Origin of the sequence: Archangium lansingense (assembly GCF_026626635.1) — a bacterium.
GTDB lineage: Bacteria > Myxococcota > Myxococcia > Myxococcales > Myxococcaceae > Archangium > Archangium lansingense.
Window position 1 is genome coordinate 6314267 of sequence record NZ_JAPNKA010000001.1, and the last position, 24747, is coordinate 6339013.

The window sequence follows — 24747 nt, forward strand, 5'->3', positions numbered from 1 at the left end:
ATGCCGCTGCTGTCGCGAGAGAACCCTGCGCTGGCCGTCTCCCTTCCCGACAGCACCACTTTCGTGGACGTGCTTCGCGAGCGGGCCCTCCTGCAACCCGAGGCTCGTGTCTTCACCTTCCTCGACGAGGCAGGGGAGACCTCCATCACCTACCGCGAGCTGGACGAGGGCGCCCGCGCCGTCGCGGCCTCCCTGCGTCGACACCTCGCTCCCGGTGATCGGGCGCTGCTGCTCTACCCGCCGGGCCGTGAGTACGTGCTGGGCTTTCTCGGATGCCTCTACGCCGGCGTCATCGCCGTTCCCGCCTATCCGCCGGACCCCTCTCGCCTGGCACGCACCCTGCCAAGGCTCCAGGCCCTGGTGGCCGACTGCCGCGCCACCGCGGCGCTCACCACCTCCGCGCTGCTCGACATGGTCGAGTTCCTCACGGGGGAAGCTCCGGACCTCCGTGCGCTGCGCTGGTTGGCCACGGATGCGATTGAGCCCGGTGCCGCCGGGGCGTGGTCCGCGCCGCGGCTCTCCTCCGAAGACCTGGCCTTCCTCCAGTACACCTCTGGCTCCACCGGCACGCCCAAGGGCGTGATGCTCAGCCACCGCAACCTGCTGCACAACTCGGAGCTCATCGCGCTCGGGTTCGATGCGTCGCCCCAGCCCGTGGGCGTCATCTGGCTGCCCCCGTACCACGACATGGGGCTCATCGGCGGCATCCTCCAGCCCCTCTACCGCGACATCCCCACCGTCTTGATGTCGCCGCTCTTCTTCCTCCAGCGCCCTCTGCACTGGCTGGAGGCGATCTCCCGTCACGGCGGCACCGTCAGCGGCGGCCCCAACTTCGCCTACGAGCTGTGCGTCCGGAAGACGACCCCCGAGCAACGGGCCGCGTTGGATTTGCGCCGCTGGGAAGTGGCCTTCTGCGGCGCCGAGCCCATCCGACAGGAGACGCTGGAGCGGTTCGCCGAGGCGTTCGCCCCCGCTGGCTTCCGGCGCGAGGCCTTCTATCCCTGCTACGGGCTCGCCGAGGGCACGCTCATCGTCAGCGGTGGACGCAAGGCCCAGGCACCCGTGGTTCGCCACTTCGCACGCGACGCGCTGCTGCGCGGAGAGGCCCGGGCTCCGGACGCTGGGCACGAGGGCGTGCCGATGATCGGCTGTGGCGACTCCCTGAGGGATCAGTCGGTGCGCATCGTCGATCCCGAGACGTGTGAGCCGTGCGCCCCTGGCCGCATCGGGGAGATCTGGGTCCGTAGCGCTAGTGTGGCTCGCGGCTACTGGGAGCGGTCCGAGGACACCGCGCGCATCTTCCAGGCGCGGCTCGCGGGCTCCGGGGAAGGGCCCTACCTGCGCACCGGGGACCTGGGTGTCCTCGAGGGCGGCGAGCTGTTCGTCACCGGTCGGCGCAAGGACCTCCTCATCATCCGCGGACGCAACCACTACCCGCAGGACCTCGAGCTCACCGTGGAGCGGTGCGACCCGGGGCTTCGGCCTGGCTGCGGTGCCGCCTTCTCCGTGGACATCGCGGGCGAGGAGCGTCTGGTCGTCGTCCAGGAGTTCGCCGATCGCTCGGGTGCGGATCCGGAGGTGCGTGCCCGCGAGGTGATCGACCGCATCCGCCAGACAGTGGCCGAGCAGCATGAGCTCGGCGTGCATGCCGTGGTGCTGCTCGTGCCCGGGAGCATCCCCAAGACGTCGAGCGGGAAGATCCAGCGCCATGCCTGCCGTGCCGCGTTCCTCGACGGCTCTCTGGAGGCGGTGGGCTCCTGGCGCGAGGGGGCTTCTGTCACCCGTGTGGAGACCTCGTCCCTGGGTGGGCCGGACGAGCCCGCTCCTCCCGTGGGGGCGGGAGTGGAGGCGTTGCTGCCGTGGCTCTCCGCCTTCCTGTCTCGGGAGCTCAGGATTCCCCCCAGCGAGCTGCGAATGGACGTTCCGCTCACCCGGTACGGGCTCGACTCGCTGCGCGCCATGGAGGTGCGAGGCTCGCTCGAGCTGGCGCTCGGGGCGTCGCTGCCCGTCACCGCTCTCCTGCGCGGGCCCAGTGTTCAGGAACTGGCGGACATTCTCTTGGTGCGCCCGGTCCAGCAAGCCGAGACACCGCTCGCGCCTCAGACTCCGGAAGAGACTCCGCCCCTCTCCGAGGGACAGCGGGCGCTGTGGTTCCTGCAACGCATGTCTCCGGAGAGCACCGCGTACCACGTGGTTCGCGCGGCGCGGATCCGATCCCAGCTCGATGTCCCGGCGTTGGAGCGGGCCTTCCAGGCACTCGTGGCGCGCCATCCGTCGCTGCGCGCCGTGTTCCCCGAGGAGAATGGTGCCCCCGTTCCGCGGTTCGTGGCGCCCTCGGGCCCCTTGCTTCAGGTGGAGGAGGCCACTGGCTGGAGTGAGGCTCAGGTGAAGACGCGGCTCGACGCCGAGGCCCACCGGCCTTTCGAGCTGGAGCGGGGGCCGTTGATGCGCGTCCTGCTCCTCACCCGTGGCCCGAACGAGCACGTGCTGCTGCTCGCGCTCCACCACATCATCACTGACTTCTGGTCCCTGGGTGTCATGGTGGAGGAGCTGGGCGCGCTCTACACCGCGGAGACGGGAGGGCTCGCGGGCGTGCTGCCGGCGCTCTCCCCAGAGCCCGTGGAGGCTACCCGGGTGCTCTCCGCGCAGCTTGCCGGACCCAAGGGGGAGGCCCTGCGCTCCTTCTGGAAGGCGCGTCTCGGCGGCGAGCTGCCGTTGCTCTCGCTGCCCACGGATCACCCCCGGCCCCGGCTCCAGTCCTTCCGGGGTGACTCGCTCCCGTTCCACGTGGGGCCGGAGCTTGCCCGGAGCGTGAATGCGCTTGCTCGCGACCTGGGCGCCACGCCGTACATGGTGCTGCTGGCCGCCTTCTTCGCCTTCCTGCGCCGCTACACCGGACAGGACGAGCTCATCGTGGGAGCGCCCACCGCGGGCCGCACCCGGCCGGAGCTCCTCCGGCTCGTGGGCTACCTCGTCAACCCCGTGGCGCTGCGTGCCAGCATTCCCCAGGGCACCACCTTCCGGGAGCTGGTCTCCCAGGTGCGGAGCACGGTGCTCGAGGCGCTGGAGCACCAGGACATGCCCTTCACCCGGCTCGTGGAGGAGCTCCAGCCCACGCGCGAGCCGGGTCACTCACCCGTCTTTCAGGCGATGTTCGTCCTGCAGCGCGGACACCTGCCCGGAGAGGGCACCTCGTTGGCCTCCTTCGCGCTGGGTGACCCGGATGCACGCATGCGCCTGGGGGCGCTGGAGGTTGAGTCCCTGCCGCTCAACCGCCGGGGCTCGACGTTCGACCTCACCCTCATGATGGCTGAGACGGAGGGCGGGTTGGGCGCGTCGCTGGAGTACTGCACGGACCTCTTCGAGGCCTCCACGGCCGAGCGCATGGCGCGGCACTTCGTGTCCCTGCTGGCGGAGCTGGTGGAGGCGCCCGGGCGCCGGGTAGAGGAGGTGGAACTGCTGCGAGGGGAGGAGCGGGCTCGGGTGCTGGAGGACTGGAGCCGCGGGCCGCGCGTGCAGGTGCCGGTAGAGGGGCTGGTGCGGCTGCTGGAGGAGCAGGTGGCTCGCGCTCCGGAGGCGATAGCAGTGGAGGGAGGCGGGCAGCGGCTGAGCTACCGGGAGCTGGAGGCGCGAGCGAGGCGGCTTGGCGCTCGGTTGCGGCGCGAGGGCGTGGGGCCCGAGGTGCGGGTGGGCGTGCTGCTGGAGAAGAGCGTGGAGGCGGTGGTGGCCTTCTGGGGCGTGCAGAAGGCGGGCGGCGTGTACGTGCCGCTGGAGGCGGTGCTGCCTCGGGATCGCCTGGAGTGGATGGCTCGGGACGCGGGCGTGAAGGCGGTGGTGACAGTGCACGGGCTGGAGGAGCGGTGTCTCCCTCCAGAGGGCGCGCGGGTGGTGCGGTTGGAGGAGACGGGCGCGGAAGAGCTGGCCGACCTCGAGAGTGGTGTGCGGGCCGGCAACGCGGCGTATGTCCTTTACACCTCGGGCAGCACCGGAAGGCCCAAGGGCGTCGAGGTGCCGCACGCGGGGCTGTGTGATCTGGCGTACGCGAGGATGCGGGCGTTCGGCGTTGGGGCGGAGTGCCGGTTGCTGCAGCTTGCCTCGCTGGGCTTCGACGCCTCCATCTGGGAGTTCCTGCTGACGGTGTCCGTCGGCGGGACGCTCTATGTGCCCGAGGGAGGACGGGTGCCGCTGGGCGAGGACCTGCGGCGGGTGCTGGTGGAGGGCGCGGTGACGATGGTGACGCTGCCGCCGTCCGTGCTGGCGCTGCTGCCCGAGGAGGGGTTGGAGCACCTGCGGGTGGTGAAGTCCGTGGGAGAGGCGTGCCCGCCCGCGTTGGTGGAGAAGTGGGGCAGGGGACGGCGCTTCGTCAACGGATACGGGCCTACGGAGACGTCGGTGTGCGTCACCTGGGCCGAGTGCGTTCCGGGAGAAGGCCGGCCCTCCATCGGTAAGCCGCTGGCCAACGTGCAGGCATATGTGCTGGACGCGGAGCTGCGGCCCGTTCCTCCAGGCGTGGCAGGCGAGCTGTTCCTGGGCGGCCCCAGCATGGCGCGAGGCTATGTGGGGCGGCCGGAGCTGACGGCCGAGCGCTTCGTGCCCAACCCCTTCAGCCAAGAGGGCGGCGAGAGGCTGTACCGGACGGGAGACATGGTCCGGTGGAGAGCGGACGGGCGGCTCGATTACATGGGCCGCGCGGATGTGCAGGTGAAGGTGAACGGCGTCCGGGTGGAGCCGGGCGAGGTGGAGTCCGCGCTGCGCGAGGTGGGCGGCGCGAAGCAGGCCCATGTGAAGGCCTGGAAGAGTCCCTCGGGTGAGGCCCGGCTGGTGGCCTACGTGGTGCCCGGTGAGTCCACACCGCGCGAGCCTCGGGAGCTGCGCGCGCTGCTGCGCCAGCGTCTGCCCGAGTCCATGGTGCCCTCGGCCTTCGTCCACCTGGAGGCTCTGCCGCTCTCCTCCAGTGGCAAGGTGGATGGGCGTGCCCTTCCTCCTCCCGAGCCACCCGCTCGCTCCGCCTCCTTTGTTCCACCCCGCAGCCCGCTGGAGATCTCCATCGCGCGCTGCTGGGCCCAGGCGCTCGGGCGCGAGGCCGTGGGCCTCCATGATCATTTCTTCGATGACCTCGGCGGCAGCTCGCTCACCGTCGTCAGGGCCTGTGCCCTGCTGCGCGAGGAACTGAAGCGCGATGTCCCCATCGTCCACTTCTTCGAGCACCCCACGGTCCACGCGCTCGCCAGACGCCTGGATCCGGCTGTGAGCTCCGAACGCAACAACAACCACCAGGATCGCGCGGAGGCACGCCGGCAGGCCCTCCAGCGCCGCAACCCCCGAGGGAGCCGTGGCAATGGCTGAGCAGGACATGTTGGACGAGGGCACGGGGAACGACATCGCGATCATCGGCATGGCGGGGCGCTTCCCCGGCGCCAGTGACATCCACGCCTTCTGGAGGAACCTGCGCGAGGGCGTTGAGTCCATCTCCCGCTTCCAGTCGGAGGAGCTGGAGCCGTCTCCGCTCGTCCCCGAGACGCTGCGCTCGCACCCGGATTTCGTGCGCGCGGGTGGTGTGCTCGAGGGCGCCGACCTCTTCGATCACGACTTCTTCGACATCGCCCCGCGCGAGGCGCTGTGGATGGATCCGCAGCAGCGCGTGTTCCTGGAGTGCGCCTGGGCCGCGCTCGAGGACGCCGCGTATGATCCGGAGCGCTTCCCCGGGAAGATCTCTCTCTATGCGGGCGCCGGTCAGTCCGGCCACGTGCTCTCCCTGCTGGGCCACGTGAAGAAGGAACCGGCCGCGCTCTTCGAGGCGCTCGGCACCACCACCGCGGAGAACGTCGCCACCAAGACCTCCTTCAAGCTCCGCCTGCGCGGCGAGAGCATGGCCCTCTACACCGCGTGCTCCACGGGCCTCGTCGCCGTCCACATGGCCTGCCAGAGCCTCCTGCTGCGCCAGTCCGACATCGCCATGGCCGGAGCGGTCCGCCTGTCGATTCCCCAGCGCACGGGCTACCTCTACCAGGACGGGATGATCTTCTCGCCCGACGGGCATTGCCGCGCCTTCGATGCGCGCGCTCGGGGCACCGTGAGTGGCAATGGCGTGGGCGTGGTCGTCCTCAAGCCCCTCGCGGATGCGCTGCGCGATGGCGATCACGTCTATGCCGTCATCAAGGGCTCGGCCATCAACAACGACGGCCGCCAGAAGATTGGTTACACCGCGCCCAGTGTCGAGGGCCAGGCGGAAGCCATCTCCGAAGCCCTCGCATTCGCGGGTGTCGGAGCAGGGGACATCGGCTACGTGGAGGCCCACGGTACTGGCACGTCGCTCGGGGATCCGATCGAGATCTCCGCGCTCACTCGCGCCTTCCGCCAGGACACGGATGCACGGGGCTACTGCGCGCTTGGCTCGGTGAAGACCAACATCGGCCACCTGGATACCGCGGCGGGCATCGCGGGTCTGCTCAAGGCCACCCTTGCGCTCCACAACGAGGAGATTCCCGCCAGCCTCCACTTCGAGCGCCCCAACCCGGCCATCGACTTCGCCGGCAGCCCCTTCTTCGTCGCCTCTGAGCGTCGGTCTTGGGCTCGCGGCGAGCAGCCCCGGTTCGCGGGCGTCAGCTCCTTCGGCATTGGCGGCACCAACGCGCACGCCATCCTCGCCGAGGCCCCCCTTTCAGCAAGCCGCCCCAGCGCCCGGCCCCGTCAGCTCGTCACGCTCTCCGCGCGCACCGCCACCGCCCTGGAGGCTGTGACACGTGAGCTCGCCGCTCACCTGGAGGCCCACCCGCGCGTGGACCTGGCCGATCTCGCCTTCACCCGGAACGTGGGTCGCAAGGCCTTCGAGCACCGGCGCTCGATTGTCGCGGCGGATGTTCCCTCGCTGCTCGCCCGGCTGAAGGCGCCTCCCGCGGCGCAGGCTATCGCTAGCCTGGAGGCGGCCCGTGAGCAGCGGGTGGTCTTCCTCTTCCCCGGGCAGGGCGCTCAATCGGTGGGCATGGCGCGTGAGCTGTACGCCGCCGAGCCCGGCTTCCGCGAGCACGTGGATGCATGCCTCGCGCTGCTCACCCCTCGGTTGGGCAGGCCCCTGCGCCCGCTGCTGTACCCGGCTCCCGCTCAGGAGGCCGAAGCGCGTGAGGCGCTCGCGGATCCCCGCTACGCCTTGCCGCTCCTCTTCACCGTGGAGTACGCGCTCGCCCGGTTGTGGATGGATTGGGGCCTGGAGCCCTATGCCATGTTCGGGCACAGCTACGGCGAGTACGTGGCCGCGTGTCTCGCGGGTGTGTTGTCGCTCGAGGATGCGCTGGCGCTCGCGGTGGTGCGGGGCCAGTTGATGGCGCGCATGCCTCCCGGCGCCATGACCGCCGCGGGCTGCTCCGAGGCCGACCTCCAGCCGCTGCTCACCGGGGCGCTGTCGCTGGCCTCCATCAACGGCGCCAGCCGCTGTGTCGTCTCCGGCCCCGTGGAGGAGGTGGAGCGGCTCGAGCATGAGCTGGCGCATCGTGGGGTGGGCTCGCTACGGCTGCCCGCGCGACAGGCCTTCCACTCGGCGGACGTGGAGCCCCTGCGCGAGGAGCTCCAGCGCACCGTTGCGGGACTGCGGCTGTCCGCGCCCCAGCGGCCCTATGTCTCCAGCCTCACCGGGACGTGGATCCGCCCAGAGGAGGCGACGGATCCATCTTACTGGGCCCGGCAGATGCGCCAGCCCGTGCGCTTCGCCGCGGGTCTGGACGTCCTTCAGCAGGACGGCTGTGACGTCTACCTGGAGGTCGGCCCCGATCAGGCGCTCACCACGCTGGCTCGGATGCACCTGCGTGGCTCGGAGCTGGTTCGGGTGATCCCTTCGCTGCCTCGTGCAGGCTCCTCCGCGTCCGATCAGGGCGCGTTGCTGGAGGCGCTCGGTGCGCTGTGGCAGGCCGGGCTGGAGGTGCGTTGGGATCGCTTCTACGCCCATGAGCAGCGCCAGCGTCTGTCCCTGCCTTCGTATCCATTCGAGCGCCAGTTCTGCCGGCTCGAGCCCCGCTGGGTCGAGACGGACGTGGCTCCGGCTCCGGTCAAGGCTCCCGTGGCCGCTCCGGCTCCGGCTTCGGTCAATGTCCCGGCCCCCGTCGTGGCTCCGGCCGGCAAGGAGGCCCCCCGCACCGACGTCGAGCGGCAGGTGCTGGCCATCTGGCGCGAGCGGCTCGGTGTCGAGGACATCGGCATTCACGACAACTTCCTGGAGCTGGGCGGCAACTCGCTGATGGCGGCGCAGATGCTCACGCGCTTGCGCGAGTCCTTCCCGGTACAGCTCCCCCTGAGTGACCTCTTCGAGGCGCCTACCGTGGCGGGCATCGCCGGACGCATCGAGGCACGGCTGCAAGAGGCAGGGCCCTCGGGGAGTGGCGTTCCGATGCCTCGTCTCGTGCCCGTGCCGCGCGAGGGGGTGCTCCCACTCTCCTATGTGCAGGAGCGGGTGTGTGCGCTGGAGCGCTTCGTGCCCGGCAACCCGGCGCTCCACATGCCCATGGTCCTCCGGCTGACGGGCTCGCTCGACATCCCCGTGCTGGAGCGGAGCCTCGCGGAGATCGTCCGCCGTCACGAGGCCCTTCGCATCACCTACGCGTTCGTGGATGGCCGGTTCGTGCCTCATGTGCACTCCGAGCTGACGCTGGCGCTCCCGGTCATCGAGCTGGAGGGCTCTCGTGACGAGCGCGAAGCGGAGGCGCTGCGGCTTGCTCGCGAGGACGCCGCGCGGCCCTTCTCCCTGGAGCAGGGCCCCGTCCTCCGCTCCACCCTGGTGCGCATCGCTCCGGACTCGCACCTGCTGCTCGTCACGGTGCACCACGTCGTCTCGGACACGTTGTCCATGGTGGCCATCGCCCGGGAGCTGGCGGTGAATTACGAGGCGTTCCTCCAGGGCCGCCCCTCTCCGCTTCCCTCGCTCCCCGTGCAGTACATGGACTACGCGGCCTGGCAGCGGCGCGCGCTGGAGTCCGGTGCCTTCTCCGCTCAGCAGGCCTGGTGGCGCGAGCGCATGGCTGCTCCCCCTGGTCCGCTCGCGCTCCCCACGGATCGTCCGCGCGGGGCCTCGCGCTCGCTCATCGGCGCTCGTCGCCTCTTCGGCCTGTCCCGCAGGCTCTCCGACGCCGTCCTGGCGCTCGGTCAGCGTGAGGGCTTTACCTCGTTCATGATCCTCCTCGCCGGCTACAAGGCACTGCTGGCTCGCTACGCCGGCCAGGAGGACATCGTTGTCGGCACGCCCATTGGCAACCGCTCCCGCGGCGAGCTGGAGCCGCTGATCGGCTACGTGGCCCACGCCGTCCCGCTTCGCACTGACCTCTCGGGCGATCCCACCTTCCGCGAGTTGCTCGGCCGCGTGCGGGACACAACGCTGGGCGCCTACGCGAACCCGGACGTTCCTTATGAGCAACTCGTGCGTGATCTCGAGCCTCGGAAGGACCCCAACAGCTCGCGGGTGTTCGACGCCCTGTTCGTCCTCCATGCCGGCTTTGGCTCGCACCTGGAGCTGCCCGGGCTGCGTCTGGAGCACGTGCAGGTGCCGGATGCGCCCTCGCAGTTCGGCTCCATGCTCGCCAATCTCTGCATCTCCCTCGGCGAGGGCGAGCAGGGCTTCTCCGGTGACATGGAGTACGCGACCGAGCTCTTCGACGCGGCCACCATCACGCGAATCATCGGCCACTTCGAGGCGATCCTCGAGTCGGCCGTGGCGGATCCCGGCCTGCGCCTCTCCGAGCTGTCCCTGGAGACCCAGGCGGAGCGGAGCCAGCGGGAGGCCCTCGCGGTCCCGTCCGTACGCGAGGAGGGGGTCTCGATTATTGCTCTGCTGGAGGCCCAGGCCTCGCGGGCCCCGGAGGCACCCGCCATCATCTCCGGGGAGAAGAGTCTCTCCTGGGGTGGCTTGCGCGAGCGGGCTCGGCGTCTGGCCGGAGTGCTCACGAGCAGGGGCGTGGGGCCCGAGCAGCTCGTGGCCGTGTGCCTGGAGCCGTCTCCCGAGCGTCTCGTCGCCCAGTGGGCCGTGCTGGAGGCCGGTGGAGCCTGGGTGCTCGTGCCTCCGTCCCGGTTGAAGGAGCTGGCCTCGCTCGCACCCGAGGGCGCACCGGTGCCGTTGCTGCTCACGGACTCGCGGCTGCGCACCAGTGTGTCGTTGGAGGCCTCGCGGGTGTTGTTCGTGGACGCGCCTCTGGACGAGGTGCCCGGGCTCGAACGTCGCGCCTCCTCGGCCGGTGCCGAGGCCATGGTCTGCCTCGAGGCGCTGAGCGCGAACGAGGCCACTCCGCGGCGGGCCATCCACACACCCCGGACGGTGGCGCACCTGTTCCATGCGCTCGACCAGGGCAATGGAGGGACTCCCGGGGGCGCCTGGCTATGGGCCGAGGAGGCCGCGGGGCAGGGGAGCGGACTGGAAGTGCTCTGGGCCCTGTGCCGGGGCCTGCGCGTCGTCCTGCCGCGTGAGCCCGCGAGCGCCCGGTTCGTGGTGACGGGTCGGGACTCCGCGCCCCGCCGCTCGCTGGCCTTCAGTCTCTCGTACTTCGCCAACGACGAGGACTCGCTCGGCCGGCGCAAGTACCAGCTCCTCCTGGATGGAGCGCGCTTCGCCGACTCGCACGGCTTCTCCGCCATCTGGACGCCCGAGCGCCACTTCCACTCCTTCGGCGGCCTCTACCCGAGCCCCGCCATCACCGGCGCGGGCATCGCCACGATCACGGAGAAACTGGGCATTCGCGCGGGCAGCGTGGTCATCCCCCTGCACGATCCCCTCCAGGTAGCTGAGGAGTGGGCGATGATCGACAACCTCTCCGGAGGCCGGGTGGGGGTGTCGTTCGCCTCGGGCTGGCATGCCAATGACTTTGTCTTCGCCCCGGACAACTACGCGCGCCGCAAGGAGATCATGCTCCGCGGCATCGAGACGGTGCGGCACCTCTGGCGAGGCGGGTCGGTGCGCCGCCGCAACGGCGATGGCCAGGAGGTGGAGATCGCCATCCGCCCGAAGCCAGTGCAGGCGGAGCTTCCCTTCTGGCTCACGGCCGCCGGCAGCCCGGAGACGTTCCGGCTCGCGGGCGAGCTGGGCGCCAACATCCTGACCAACTTGATGGGCCAGCAGCTCGACTCCCTCGCCGAGAAGGTGGCCCTCTACCGCGAGACGTGGCGGCGGCACGGCCATCCGGGCCGTGGTCACGTGAGCTTGATGATGCACGCGTTCCTCGGGACGGATGTGGCCGAGGTGCGCCGCACCGTGCGCGAGCCGCTGATGCGCTACTTCCGCAGCTCGGTGGACATCTCCAGTGGCTTCGCCGCGAGCCAGGGCCTCAAGGTGGACGTGCGGACCCTCACGCCTCGCGACATGGACGCGATGCTGGAGCATGGCTTCGAGCGCCACCTGGAGGATGGCGGACTCTTCGGAACGCCCGAGTCCTGCGCGCCCACCGTCGAGCGCATGCGGCGGCTGGACGTAGACGAGGTGGCCTGTTTGGTGGACTTCGGCGCCAGCACCGAGGCGACGATGACCAGCCTCCAGCACCTGGACACCCTGCGGCGGCGCTCGCAGCCAGAGGGGACCGGGGCCGTGTCCTCCGCGCTGACGGAGAGCGGTGCGGAGGTGCAGTCGTTGCTCGCGCTGGTGCGCGAGACGGGCGCCACGCATCTGCACTGCACGCCCCCGCTGGCCCGCGCGCTCGCCGCGCTCCCGGGAGTCTCCGAGGAGCTTCGCTCCGTGCGGCGGCTGTTCGTCGAGGGCGCGGCTCCGGAGCTGGCCGCCTCGCTCGCACGTGCGGCCGGGGTGGAGGTGCTGCGCCGCGAGGAGGCATTCGGGCCGGCGGCGTGGCTGCCGGTGCGCGCGGAGGAGTCGGGCACACCTGTCTTCCTGCCTCCCGCTCACATTCCGGTTCAGGTGCTGGACTCCCGGGGACGGCCCGTTCCCGTGGGAGTCTCCGGCGTGCTCGCCATCGGAGGCGGTGGCGTCCCGCGAGGCTTCTGGAAGGAACCTCCCCTGGAGGCGGGAGCACGGCTGCTCCCCACGGGACAGCGCGCCCGGTGCAGGGCCGATGGTTCCGTGGAGTTCCTCGCGGGTGCTCCGGTCCGTCGTCCGGCGCCTGCCCCAGTCAAGGCTCAACGCCCGGAGGTGGCTCGCCCGGAAGCGGCTCGCCGTCCCGAGGGGCCTCCCGCCATCGCTCGTGTGCCGCGCGATCGGCCGCTGCCGCTCAGCTTCTCTCAGCAGCGGCTGTGGTACCTGGATCAGCTCGAGCCGGGGAACGTGGCCTACAACAACCCGTCCGCGCTGCGCCTGAGCGGGCCCCTGAATGCCGCCGCGCTGGAGCGTGCTCTCAACGAGGTGGTCCGCCGCCACGAGGCGCTCCGGAGCACGTTCGTTCTGGAGGACTCCGGCCCCGTGCAGCGCATCGCCGAGTCCCTGACCGTGCCCCTGCCCGTGGTGCCGCTGGATGTAGAGGGGGACCGTGACGAGGCGATCGCCCGGTGGGCCAGTGAAGAGGCTCGACGGCCCTTCGATCTCGCGGCCGGTCCGTTGATTCGCGCGGCGCTGCTGCGTGTCGACGGCACGGAGCACGTGCTGCTCGTCACCCCGCACCATATCGTCTCCGACGGCTGGTCCGCGGGCGTGATGATGAAGGAGCTGGCGGTCCTCTACGCCGCCTTTGTCTCCGGTGCTGCTTCGCCGCTGCCAGAGCTGACCGTGCAGTACGTGGATTACGCCGCGTGGCAGCATGAGTGGTTGCGAGGCCCCGCGCTGGAGAAGGAGCAGTCCTGGTGGAAGCAGACGCTCGCCGACGTTCCGGTGCTGCGGCTCCCCACCGACAAGCCCCGGCCGGCAGTGCAGTCCTACCGGGGTGCGCAGCACCGCTTCATCGTGCCCAGGCGCGTGGCCGACGCGCTGGGGGCGCTCGCGAAGCGCGAGGGTGCCACGCCCTTCATGGTGCTCATGGCCGCCTACCAGGTGCTCCTGTCCCGCTACAGCGGCCAGGAGGACTTCGCGGTGGGCACGGCCGTGGCAGGCCGCAGCCGCCCCGAGTTCGAGTCCCTCGTGGGCTGCTTCATCAACTCTCTGCCCTTGCGCGCCGAGCTCTCCGGGGATCCGTCCTTCGTGGAACTGCTCGGTCGCGTCCGCCGCACCGCCCTGGCGGCCTTCGCCCACCAGGAGGCCCCCTTCGAGAAGCTGGTCGATGCCCTGCACGTCTCGCGTGACCTGGGCCACACGCCCATCTTCCAGACGCTGCTGGTGCTCCACAACGTTCCCATGCCCACCGTGCAGCTCGCGGGTCTCACCCTGAGCGGCATGGAGCTCCACGCGGGCGCCGCCAAGTTGGACCTCGCGCTGGAACTGCGCGAGACGGCGGACGGGCTCTGGGGTGGTCTCGAGTACAACACCGAACTCTTCGATGCAGAGACCATCGCTCGCATGGGCGGCCACTTCGTGCGCTTGCTCGAAGGCATCGCCGCGGCTCCAGAGCACCGGCTCTCCTCGCTGACGCTTTTGTCCGAGGCCGAGCGCCGCCAGCTCCTGGTGGAGTGGAATCCGACTCAGGCGTCTCCGTCCTCCGCCACGGTGCTCGAGCTCTTCGAGGCTCAGGTGGCTCGGACCCCGGACGCGCCCGCCGTGGCCGATGCCGGTGAGGTGCTCTCGTATCGCGAGCTGGCCGCACGGTCCTGGCGCATCGCCTCGCTGCTGCGGCGGCAGGGCGTGGGTCCAGAGCACGTCGTGGCCCTCGCGCTGGAGCGCCCCACGGATGTCGTGTCCTCCATTCTCGGCACGCTCGCGGCCGGAGGTGCCTGGCTCCCGCTGGACATCTCGAATCCGCCGGAACGGCTGAAGCTCGTGCTCGAGGACGCGGGTGCGCGCGTGGTGCTCACCCGGGAGGCCATGAGTGGTCGCTTCGCGCTGGGAGAGGGACGGCCCGTGCTCGCCGTGGAGTCCGCGGCGTCCGAGTCCGCCGTGCTCCCCGCGTCGCGCCCGGAGCCCCATCACGCGGCCTATGTGCTTTTCACGTCCGGCTCCACGGGCAGGCCCAAGGGCGTGGTGGTGGAGCACCGCCAGCTCGTGCATGCCACCCGGGCTCGCTTCGAGGTGTACGGGACTCCGGGCATCTGCGTCCCGCTGTCACCGTTCACCTTCGATGCCTCGCTTGCTGGCCTGTTCTGGACGCTGCTCCACGGCGGCACGCTGCGCTTCCCGGATTCCGGAGTCATGGATGATCCGCGGGCGCTGGCCGCGTCCCTCTCGCGGCATGGGGTCACGCATCTCATTGGTGTGCCGGTGCTGTACGCGCAGATCCTCGCGGCGGCTCCGGCCGGTGGGCTCTCCAGTCTGCGCGCGGTGACCGTCGGCGGCGAAGCGTGCCCGCGCGACCTGGTCCGCGCCCATCACGAGGCCCTGCCCAACACGGCCCTCTTCAATGAGTACGGCCCCACCGAGGCCACCATCTGGAGCACCGTGCACAAGGTGGATCCGGCGGACCTGGGATCCGTTCCCATCGGCCGCGCCATCCCCGGTGCCAGGGTGTACGTGCTCGATGAGCGCCTCCAGCCCGTCCCCGTGGGTGTGCCCGGCGAGCTGTACATCGGCGGCGCGGGCGTGGCGCGCGGCTACCTCAAGCGGCCCGAGCTCACCTCCGAGCGTTTCGTGGCCGACCCGTTCGACACGAGCTCCGGTGCTCGGCTGTACCGCACGGGCGATCGCGTGCGCTGGCGGAAGGACGGGGTGCTCGAGTTCCTCGGACGCCAGGACGGGCAGGTGAAGGTACGGGGCTTCCGCATCGAGACGGGTGAGGTGGAAGCTGCGCTCGCTGCCCACTCCGGGCTGCGCGAGGTGGCGGTGGCCGCGCGCGAGGACGGGCGTGGCGGCAGACGGCTCGTCGGCTACGTCGTTCCCCACCAGCGTCCCGGTCCTACTGCGGACGCGCTGCGCGCCTTCCTGCGCGAGCGGCTCCCCGAATACATGGTGCCGTCCGCCTTCGTGGAGCGTGAGGTCCTGCCGCGCACGCGCAATGGCAAGGTGGACGTGGGCGCCCTGCCGGCCCCGGAGCTCCAGCCGGCCGTCCGCAGCGCCGCGTATGTGGCACCGCGCAACGAGCTGGAGGAACAGCTCGCACGCATCTGGTGCGAAGTGCTCGGCGTGGAGCGCGTCGGCGTGGACGACAACTTCTTCGAGCTGGGCGGGGATTCCATCCTCAGCATCCAGATCGTCACCCGGGCGGGCCGGGCCGGCATCGAGCTGTCGCCGCGCCAGGTCTTCCAGAACCCCACGGTGGCCCGGCTCGCGGCGGTGGCGAACACGCGGCTCGCCGTGCAGGCCGAGCAGGGACCCGTGACGGGCCCGGTGGCGCTGAGCCCCATTCAGCGCTGGTTCTTCGCTCAGGCCCCCGCGGAGCCTCATCACTGGAACATGTCGCTCCTCCTGGAGGTGCGCACGGCGCTGGACGCGGCGCTGCTGGAGCGCACGTTGGGGCTCGTAGTGGAGCACCACGACGCGCTGCGCCTGCGCTTCGCTCGCACGGACGAGGGCTGGCGGCAGGTGTGCGCGGCCCCGGGCGAGCCCATGCGGCTGGAGCGCGTGGATCTGTCGGGCGTGGCTCCCGAGTCCCGGGCCGCGGAGTTGGAGCGGCGGGCCACGGAGGCACAGGGCTCGCTCCGGTTGGAGGAGGGACCGCTGCTCCGGGCGGTGCTGTTCGACCTCGGGGCCGGGAACTCCGGACGCCTGCTGCTCGTGCTGCACCACATGGTGGTGGATGGCGTCTCGTGGCGCATCCTCCTGGAGGATCTGCTGGTGACGTACCAGCGGCTCGCGGCGGGTGCTCCGGTGGCGATGCCTCCGAAGACCACCTCCTTCCAGGCGTGGGCCCGGGGCCTCTCCGAGCACGCGCGCTCCGGGAAGCTGGACGCCGAGCGCTCCTGGTGGCTGGCGCGTCCCTGGGCTCGCGTCACGCGGCTGCCCGTAGACTCGCCGGGAGGGGAGAACCTCGAGGGCTCGGCTCGGAGCGTGAGCCTGAGCCTCACCGCCGAGGAGACCCGTGCGCTGTTGCAGGACGTGCCGCGCGCGTACCACACGCAGATCAACGATGCGCTCCTCACCGCGCTCGCGCGGACGGTGGGCCGCTGGTCCAGCAACTCGCTGGTGCTGGTGGACGTGGAGGGCCACGGGCGCGAGGAATTGCTCGCGGGTCTGGACGTCTCGCGCACGGTGGGTTGGTTCACCACGTTCTTCCCGGCGCTGCTGGAGGCCCGGGAGGCCGCTGGCCTGGGTGAGACGTTGCGAGACGTGAAGGAGCAGCTCCGCGCCGTGCCCTCCAAGGGCATGGGCTACGGGCTGCTGCGCCACCTGGGCGAGGACGCTGGGCTGGCGGGGCTTCCGTCGGCAGAGCTGAGCTTCAACTACCTCGGACAGGTGGATGGGGCGCTCAACGGCAACGGGATGCTCGCGCTCGCGCCCGAGGGCATGGGACCGCAGCGTGGGCCTCGCACCCGCAGGCCGTACCTGCTCGACGTGGTGGGCGCCGTGGTGGGCGGCCGCCTCCAGATGACGTGGACGTATGGGGAGTTGATTCACCGGAAGGAGACCGTCGAGAAGCTCGCGGCGGACTTCCTGGAGCGGCTGCGCGAGCTGATCGCGCACTGCCAGTCCCCCGAGGCCGGAGGCCACACGCCTTCTGACTTCCCGATGGCCAAGGTGAAGCAGTCCCAGCTCGACAAGCTTTCCGCCCGGTTCGGCAAGAAGACCAAATGAGCGACAACATCGAAAACCTGTACCCGCTCTCCCCGCTGCAGCAGGGAATGCTCTTCCACGTCCTCCAGGAGCAGGGCGTTGGTCTGTACTTCAACCAGCTCTCCTGCGAGCTGCGCGGGGCGCTGAACCTCCCGGCCTTCACGGAGGCCTGGCGGCGGGCGGTGGCGGCGTTCTCCATCCTTCGCACGGCCATCGTCTGGGAGGACGTCGACGAGCCCCTCCAGGTGGTGCTCACCGAGGTGGAGCTGCCGCTCGAGCAGGAGGACTGGCGCGGGACTCCGGCCGAGGAGCAGGAGGCGCGCTTCACCGCCTGGCTGGAGGAAGATCGCCGCCGGGGAGTCGACCTGGGCACGCCGCCGCTGCTGCGCCTGTCGCTGCTGCGCACCGGGGACTCGGCGTACCGCTTCGTCTTCAGCCACCACCACATCTTGCTGGACGGGTGGTCCGTTCCCCTCCTCATCAAGCAAGTCTTCGTCCTCTACGAGAGCCTCGTCCGGGGCCTCACGCCGCGCGTGGAGCAGGCACGGCCCTACGGTGATTACATCGAGTGGATTCAGGAGCGCGGGCTGGAGGAGTCCGAGCGCTTCTGGCGCCGCTCGCTCGCGGGTTTCTCCGAGCCCACCGAGCTGGGGAGGGGCTTCCCCCCCGCGGAGGGCTGGCCCACGTCCGGCCGCACCACCCGGCGGATTCACTTGTCCGCCTCCACCACCGAGGCGCTGAACGCGCTCGCGCGCCAGCAGGGGCTCACGCTCAACACCGTGGTGCAGGGGGCCTGGGCGCTGCTGCTCGGGCACTACGGGAGGACGAAGGACGTCGTCTTCGGCACCACGGTGTCGGGCCGTCCACCAGAGCTGCCCGGCGTGGAGGGCATGGTGGGCCTGTTCATCAACACGCTGCCGGTACGCGTGCGTCTGCCGTCGGATGAGCCGCTCATTCAGTGGCTGAAGGGACTCCAGGCGTGGCTGCTGGAGATGCGGCAGCACGAGCACTCGCCGCTGGTGAAGGTCCAGCGCTGGAGCGAGGTCCCCTCCGGTACGCCGCTCTTCGAGAGCCTGGTTGTCTTCGAGAACTACCCGGTGGACGCGGCACTCACGGCATCGCTGCCCTCGCTGGAGGTGCGCGACGTGCGCGCCGCCGAGGAGGACCATCACCCGCTGACGCTGGTGGCCGTGCCGGGCCGCGAGCTGCGGTTGGACCTCTCCCATGAGTGCGCTCGCTTCGACGCGGACCATGTGGACGGGATGCTGGGACAACTGCGTCTGTTGCTCGAGGCCATGGCCTCCCGGCCGGAGCAGCGGCTGCGCGAGCTGTCCCCGGTGGACGCGGCCGCACGCCAGCGGCTTCTCCAGGAGTGGAGCACCGCAGGCGGGCCTTCCACCGAGCCGGCTGTGCTCCATCACCTCTTCGAGGAGCAGGTGGCGCGGACGCCGGAGGCCGAGGCGCTGGTGTTCGGCTCCGAGCGGCTTACCTACGCGGAGCTCGATGCACGGGCCAACCAGCTCGCGCACCACTTGCGCGGGCTCGGCGTGAAGGCGGAGTCCCGGGTGGTGCTGTGCCTGGAGCGCTCTCTGGATCTCATTGTCTCCATGCTGGGCGTGCTCAAGGCCGGTGCCGCGTATGTGCCGGTGGATCCGGCGTGGCCGGCGGCTCGACTCCAGTCCTTGCTGGAGGACAGCGGTGCCGTCGCGGTGCTCGTGCAGTCGCGGACCTCTGCCTGGCTGGAGGGACGGGACGTGCCTCGCGTGGTGTTCGATGCGCAGGCGGACCTCGAGGCGCTCTCGCTGGCTCCTCGGACGGCTCCCGAAGTGCGGGTGCACCCCGAGCAGCTCGCGTACATCATCTATACGTCGGGTTCGACGGGCAGGCCCAAGGGCGTGCTGGTGGAGCACCGGAACGTCTGCAACACCGTGCGGGTCTCTCGTTGGGCCTGGGCCGTGGGGCCGGGCAAGCGGGTGCTGCAGTTCGCCTCGGCGAGCTTTGACGCATCCGTCTCGGAGATCTACGGCGCGCTGCTCGACGGCGCGGCGCTCGTGGTGGCCTCGCGCGAGGCCATTCAGCCTGGGCCGGATCTGGTGCGGCTGCTGCGCGAGCAGCGGATCACCTCGGCCATGCTCACGCCCTCCGTCCTGGAGGTGACACCTGCCGAGTCGCTGCCCCTGCTGGAGACGGTGATGGCGGCGGGCGAGGCCTGCAACCCGGGGCTGACGAAGCGCTGGGGCACGGGGCGGCGCTTCATCAACGTGTACGGGCCGACGGAGATCACCATCTGCGCGACCCTGGCCGACTGCGTGCCGGGTGCGCCGGTGACGCCTCTGGGTCCGCCGATCGGAGGCGCCCGCCTCTACGTGCTGGACGCGGAACTGCGTCCGGTGGCCCAGGGCGTGCGGGGTGAGCTGTACGTCGGCGGCGCGGGTGTGAGCCGGGGCTACCTCGGGCGGCCAGAGCTGACGGCGGAGCGTTATCTTCCAGAGCCCTTCAGCGGAGAGCCTGGGGCTCGCATGTACCGCACGGGTGACGTCGTCCGGTGGATGCCGGACGGGCAGCTCGAGTTCTTCGGTCGCGCCGACGAGCAGGTGAAGGTGCGCGGCTTCCGCATCGAGCTGGGCGAGATCGAGGCCGCCCTGCGCGCGGAGCCCTCGGTGAGCGAGACGGTGGTGGTGCTCCGCAAGGGAGCCCAGGGCGAGGCGAAGCTGGTGGCCTACGTGGTGCCCACTTCCCCCACTTCCCCCACTTCCCCCACTTCCCCTCTCCCTTTGGGAGAGGGACGGGGTGAGGGTGCCACGGCTCCCAGGTTGGATCTCTCCACGCTACGCGCCTCCCTGCGTCAGCGCCTCCCCGAGTACATGGTGCCCGCGGTCTTCGTGCTGCTGGACGCGCTGCCCCTCAATACGAGCGGTAAGGTGGATCGCCGGGCGTTGCCCGCGCCGGAGCAGGTGCGTGAGGTCCCTGGCTCCTATGAGCCTCCGCGTACTCCTGCCGAGCGCGCGCTGGCGGAGGTCTGGGCCCAGGTGCTCGGGCACGAGCAGGTGGGCATCCATGACGACTTCTTCGAGCTGGGCGGCGACTCCATCCTCGCCATCCAGATCATCTCGAGGGCCGCGCAGGCCGGGCTCCACATCAGCGCGAAGCAGCTCTTCTCGCACCGGACGATCGCGCAGCTCGCGGCGGTGGCGGGCTCAGCCCCTGGAGTTGTGGCCGAGCAGTCGCTGGTGACAGGGCCGGTGGTGCCTACGCCCATCCAGCGCTGGTTCTTCGAGCAGGAGCGGGTGAGCCCGCATCATTATAACCAGGCACTGCTCTTCGCCTTGCGCGAGCCCTGGGACGTGGCCCTGCTCGAGCAGGCGCTTCATCACCTGAGCCAGCACCACGATGCGCTGCGCCTGCGGTTCTCTCGGAGCGATGAAGGCTGGAGCCAGGAGCATGGAGGCTCCGAGGGCCGCTTCCCGCTGGAGCGGGTGAACCTCTCCGCTCTGGAGCCGGGGGCGCGCCGTGCGGCCCTGGAGGCGCATGCCGCTCGGACGCAGGCCTCGCTGGGATTGGACCAGGGGCCACTTGCGCGCGCGGTGCTGTACGACCTGGGGGCGGGAGAGCCCCGGCGGTTGTTGCTCATCATCCATCACCTTGTGGTGGACGGCGTCTCGTGGCGGGTGCTGTTGACGGACCTCATCACCGCGGGGGCGCAGCTCCGAGCGGGTGGTCCGGTGCAACTGCCGCCGAAAACCACCTCCTTCCAGCAGTGGGCGGAGCGGCTGGAGTCGTATGCCCAGACGCCGGCCCTGCGGGAGGACGCGGGGTATTGGCTGGGCCTGCCCTGGGAGCGCGCGTCCCGCCTGCCCGTGGAGCTACCCGGAGGTGAGGACACCGAGGGCGCCGCGCGTCTGGTGCAGGTGGAGCTCGACGCGGAGGAGACGCGGGTGCTTCTCCAGGAAGTGCCGCGGGTATGGCGAGCGCGAGTGGAGGAAGTCCTGCTGGCCGCGCTGGTGGAGTCCTTCCGCCGCTGGACGGGAGCGTCCTGCCTGCAGGTGGACCTGGAGGGGCACGGGCGCGAGGACGTGCTCGACAGCGTGGACCTGTCACGCACCGTGGGGTGGTTCACGAGCCTGTATCCGGTGCTGCTGGAGGCAGGGGAGGGTCAGACGCCGGAGTCGGGGCTCAGGGCCGTCAAGGAGTCCTTGCGGCGCATTCCCCGCCGCGGCTTGGGGTTCGGCGTGCTGCGCTATCTCTCGAAGGATGAGGCGCTGGCTGCCCGCCTGCGTTCGCTTTCGGCCTCGGAGGTCTCATTCAACTACCTGGGGCAGCTCGACCATGTGCTGCCGCCTGAGTCACCGCTCGCGCTGACCTCCGAGTCCGTGGGACCCACGCAGGACCCGAGGGCCCATCGATCCCACCGGATTGGCGTGAATGCTCTCGTCTCTGGAGGGCGCCTTCAGATCTCCTGGGCGTACGGCGAGCACCTCTATCGGAAGGAGACGCTGGAGTCCCTGGCTCGCGGCTTCCTGGACGCAGTGCGAGCCCTGCTCAGGCGCTGCACCTCGGAGGACGCGGCGAGCCTCCTCACCCCGTCCGATTTCCCGCTGGCACCCCTTGGGCAGAAGCAGCTCGATGCGCTGGTGGAGCGCGTGGCCCGGGGCAGTGCGCGCGGGCGGCGGAACCTCGAGGACCTGTATCCGCTCTCGCCCCTGCAGCAGGGAATGCTCTTCCACGTCCTGCGCGAGCAGGGCGGAGGCATGTACTTCAACCAGCTCGTCTGCGAACTGCGCGGAGCGCTGGACCTCTCCGCCTTCGCACGGGCCTGGCGGCAGGTGGTGGACGCACACCCCATCCTCCGGACGGCCATCGTCTGGGAGGGGGTCGACGAGCCCCTGCAGGTAGTGCTCCGCGAGGCGGAGTTGCCGATCGTTCAGGAGGACTGGCGTGAGGTGCCGGCGCCAGAGCAGGAGGCGCGCTTCTCCACATGGCTGGAGGCGGATCGCCGCCGGAGCTTCGACCTGTCCTCGCCGCCGTTGAGCCGGCTCGCCCTGCTGCGCACCGGGGGCGCGGTGTACCGCTTCGTCTTCAGCCACCACCACCTGCTGCTGGACGGGTGGTCCGTTCCCATCGTCATCCGCCAGGTCTTCACCCTCTACGAGCAGCTCTCGCAGGGGAAGGCGCCGCGGATGGAGCAGACGCGGCCTTATGGCGATTACATTGGCTGGCTCCAGGTGCGGAACCTGGAGGAGTCCGAGCGCTTCTGGCGCCACTCGCTCGCGGGCTTCTCCGAGCCCACCGATCTGGGCCGGGGCACCGCGAGCCAGGACGTGCCCGGAGTAAGCAGGGCGACGCGGCAGATCCACTTGTCCGCCGCCACGACCGAGGCGCTGAACACGTTCGCGCGCCAGCAGGGGCTCACGCTCAACACCGTGCTGCAAGGAGCCTGGGCGCTGCTGCTCGGGCACTACGCGGGGACGAGGGATGTCGTCTTCGGCACCACGGTGTCCGGCCGTCCACCGGAGTTGCCCGGAGTGGAGGGCATGGTGGGCCTGTTCATCAACACGCTGCCGGTGCGCGTGCGCCTGACGCGGGACGAGCCACTCGTTCCCTGGCTCCAGCGTCTCCAGGCGTGGCTGCTGGAGATGCGGCAGCACGAGCACTCGCCACTGGTGAAGGTCCAGCGCTGGAGTGAGGTGCCCGCGGGCACGCCGCTCTTCGAGAGCCTGGTGATCTTCGAGAACTACCCGGTGGACGCGGCGCTCACGGCGTCGTTGCCCTCGCTGGAGGTGCGTGACGTCCGCTCGTTGGAGTCGGATCACCATCCGCTGACGCTCATCTCGTCGCCGGCGCGGGAGCTGCCGCTGCACCTGGCCTACGACGCGACGCGCTTCGACGCGGAGCATATCGGCCGGGTGCTGGGGCAGTTGCGCCACCTGCTGGAGTCCATGGTGGCCCGGCCCGAGCAACGGTTGGGCGAGCTGTCTCCGGTGGACGCGTCCGAGCGGCAACGGCTGCTGCGGGAGTGGAGTGGGGTGGGGGTGGCTCCGGCGGAGGATGCGTTGCTGCACCGGCTCTTCGAGAAGCAGGCGGCGGCGTCTCCAGAGGCGGAGGCACTCGTCTTCGGCGCGGAGCTGCTGACCTATGCGGAGCTGGACGCACGGGCGAACCAGCTCGCGCACCACCTGCGAGGGCTCGGCGTGAGGGCGGAGTCCCGGGTGGTGTTGAGCCTGGAGCGCTCCGCGGAGCTGATCATCGCCATGTTGGGAGTCCTGAAGGCCGGCGGGGTGTACGTGCCGGTGGATTCCGCCTGGCCGGCGGTGCGGCTCCAGTCCCTGTTGGAGGACTGCGGAGCATCCGTGGTGATCGCTCAGGAGCGCACGGCCGCGTGGCTGGAGGGGCAGGACGTGCGGCGGGTGCTGCTCGACGCGCGGGCGGAGCGCGAGGCCCTCGCACGTGAGCCGTGGACTTCTCCCGGGGTGGAGGTGAGCCCGGAGCAGCTTGCCTATGTCATCTACACCTCGGGCTCCACGGGCAAGCCCAAGGGCGTCCTGGTGGAGCACCGGGGGGCCTGCAACACCGTCTTGTGGACCTGCCGCTCCTGGTGGGCGGCGGGACCGGGCAAGCGGGTGTTGCAGTTCGCCTCGGCGAGCTTCGACATCTCCGTCTTCGACATCTTCGGCGCGTTCAACGCGGGCGCGGTGTTGGTGATGGCTCCGCGCGAGGCGCTCATGCCCGGAGCGGAGCTGCTGCGGGTGTTGCGCGAGGAGCGCGTGGCCGCCGCCGCCTTCACCCCCTCCGTCCTGGAGGCCACCCCCGTCGAGGAGCTGCCCGCCCTGGAGTCGATCATCGTGGTGGGTGAGGCCTGCAGCCCGAGGCTGCCGAGGCGCTGGGGCGTGGGGCGGCGTTTCGTCAATGGGTACGGACCTACGGAAGTCTCCATCTACGCGACCTTCGCCGACTGCTCGCCGGACGCGAACCAGGTGTCCATCGGCCGGCCCTTCCCCGGGGTTCGCACGTATGTGCTGGATTCGCACCTGCAACCGGTGGCCGTGGGCGTGCGCGGAGAGCTGTACCTGGGAGGCGTGGGGGTGGCCCGGGGTTACCTCGGCCGCCCGGAGCTGACCTCCGAGCGCTTCATCCCGGATCCCTTCTGCGACGAGCCCGGTGCTCGCATGTACCGCACGGGCGACGTCGTCCGGTGGATGCCGGACGGGCAGCTCGATTTCCTCGGACGGGTCGATGACCAGGTGAAGCTGCGCGGGTTCCGCATCGAGCTGGGGGAGATCGAGGCCGCCCTGTGCGCGGAGCCATCGGTGAGCGAGGCGGTGGTGGTGCTCCGCAAGCGAGCCGGTGGCGAACCGTGGCTCGTGGCCTACGTGGTTCCTGCTTCCCCCATATCCCCTCTCCCCCCGGGAGAGGGACGGGGTGAGGGTGCCACGGTTCCCGGGCTGAACCTCGCCAAGCTGCGCACCTTCCTGGGTCAGCGCTTGCCCGAGTACATGGTGCCCTCGGTCTTCGTGCCGCTGGAGGCGCTGCCTCGCACCACGAGCGGCAAGGTGGATCGCAAGGCCCTGCCCGCGCCGGAGCAGGCCCGGGAAACGCCCGCCACGTATGAGCCGCCTCGCACCCCCGAGGAGCGAGCACTGGCAGATGCCTGGGCGCAGGTGCTCGGGCACGAGCGTGTCGGCCTCCACGATGACTTCTTCGAACTAGGCGGCGACTCCATCCTCGCCATCCGGATCATCTCGCGGGCCGCGCAGGCGGGAGTCCACATCACTGCGAAGCAGCTCTTCTCCCAGCCGACGATCGCCCGGCTCGCCGCGGTGGCGGGCTCGGCGTCCGAGCGGGCCGCGGAGTCAGTGGCGCGAGCGCGGGCCTTGGAGGGTAGGGAGCGCTTCACGCCGTCCGACTTTCCGCTCGTGAAGCTGGGCCAGCAGGAGCTGGATGCACTGGTGGAGCGGGTGGCGCGGGGAGATGCCAGGCGCCGCCGGAACATCGAGGACGTGTACCCCCTCTCTCCGCTACAGAAGGGACTGCTCTTCCACGTGCTCCACGCG

Annotated in this window: 3 protein-coding genes (1 of these 3 running past the window's edge); all 3 read left to right on the forward strand. The window is 70.6% G+C overall.

What is annotated here, in order from left to right:
• Tightly spaced (each overlapping or abutting the next), the 3 genes in view from OV287_RS25770 to OV287_RS25780 form a layout consistent with a single transcriptional unit that may run on beyond the window.
• Window positions 1–5346, forward strand: a complete 5346-nt coding sequence (locus OV287_RS25770; protein WP_267536692.1) for a non-ribosomal peptide synthetase — start codon at window positions 1–3, stop codon at window positions 5344–5346.
• Entirely contained in the window at window positions 5339–16720 is an 11382-nt protein-coding gene (locus OV287_RS25775; protein ID WP_267536693.1) for a non-ribosomal peptide synthetase/type I polyketide synthase, read from the forward strand. Before OV287_RS25770 ends, OV287_RS25775 begins: the two co-directional genes overlap by 8 nt.
• On the forward strand, window positions 16717–24747 hold the 5' portion of the coding sequence (locus OV287_RS25780; protein ID WP_267536694.1) for a non-ribosomal peptide synthetase. The gene runs 11958 nt beyond the window's last position; the window shows 8031 of its 19989 coding nt (coding positions 1–8031); its start codon is at window positions 16717–16719; its stop codon lies beyond the right edge, outside the window. The genes OV287_RS25775 and OV287_RS25780 overlap by 4 nt, the downstream gene beginning before the upstream one ends.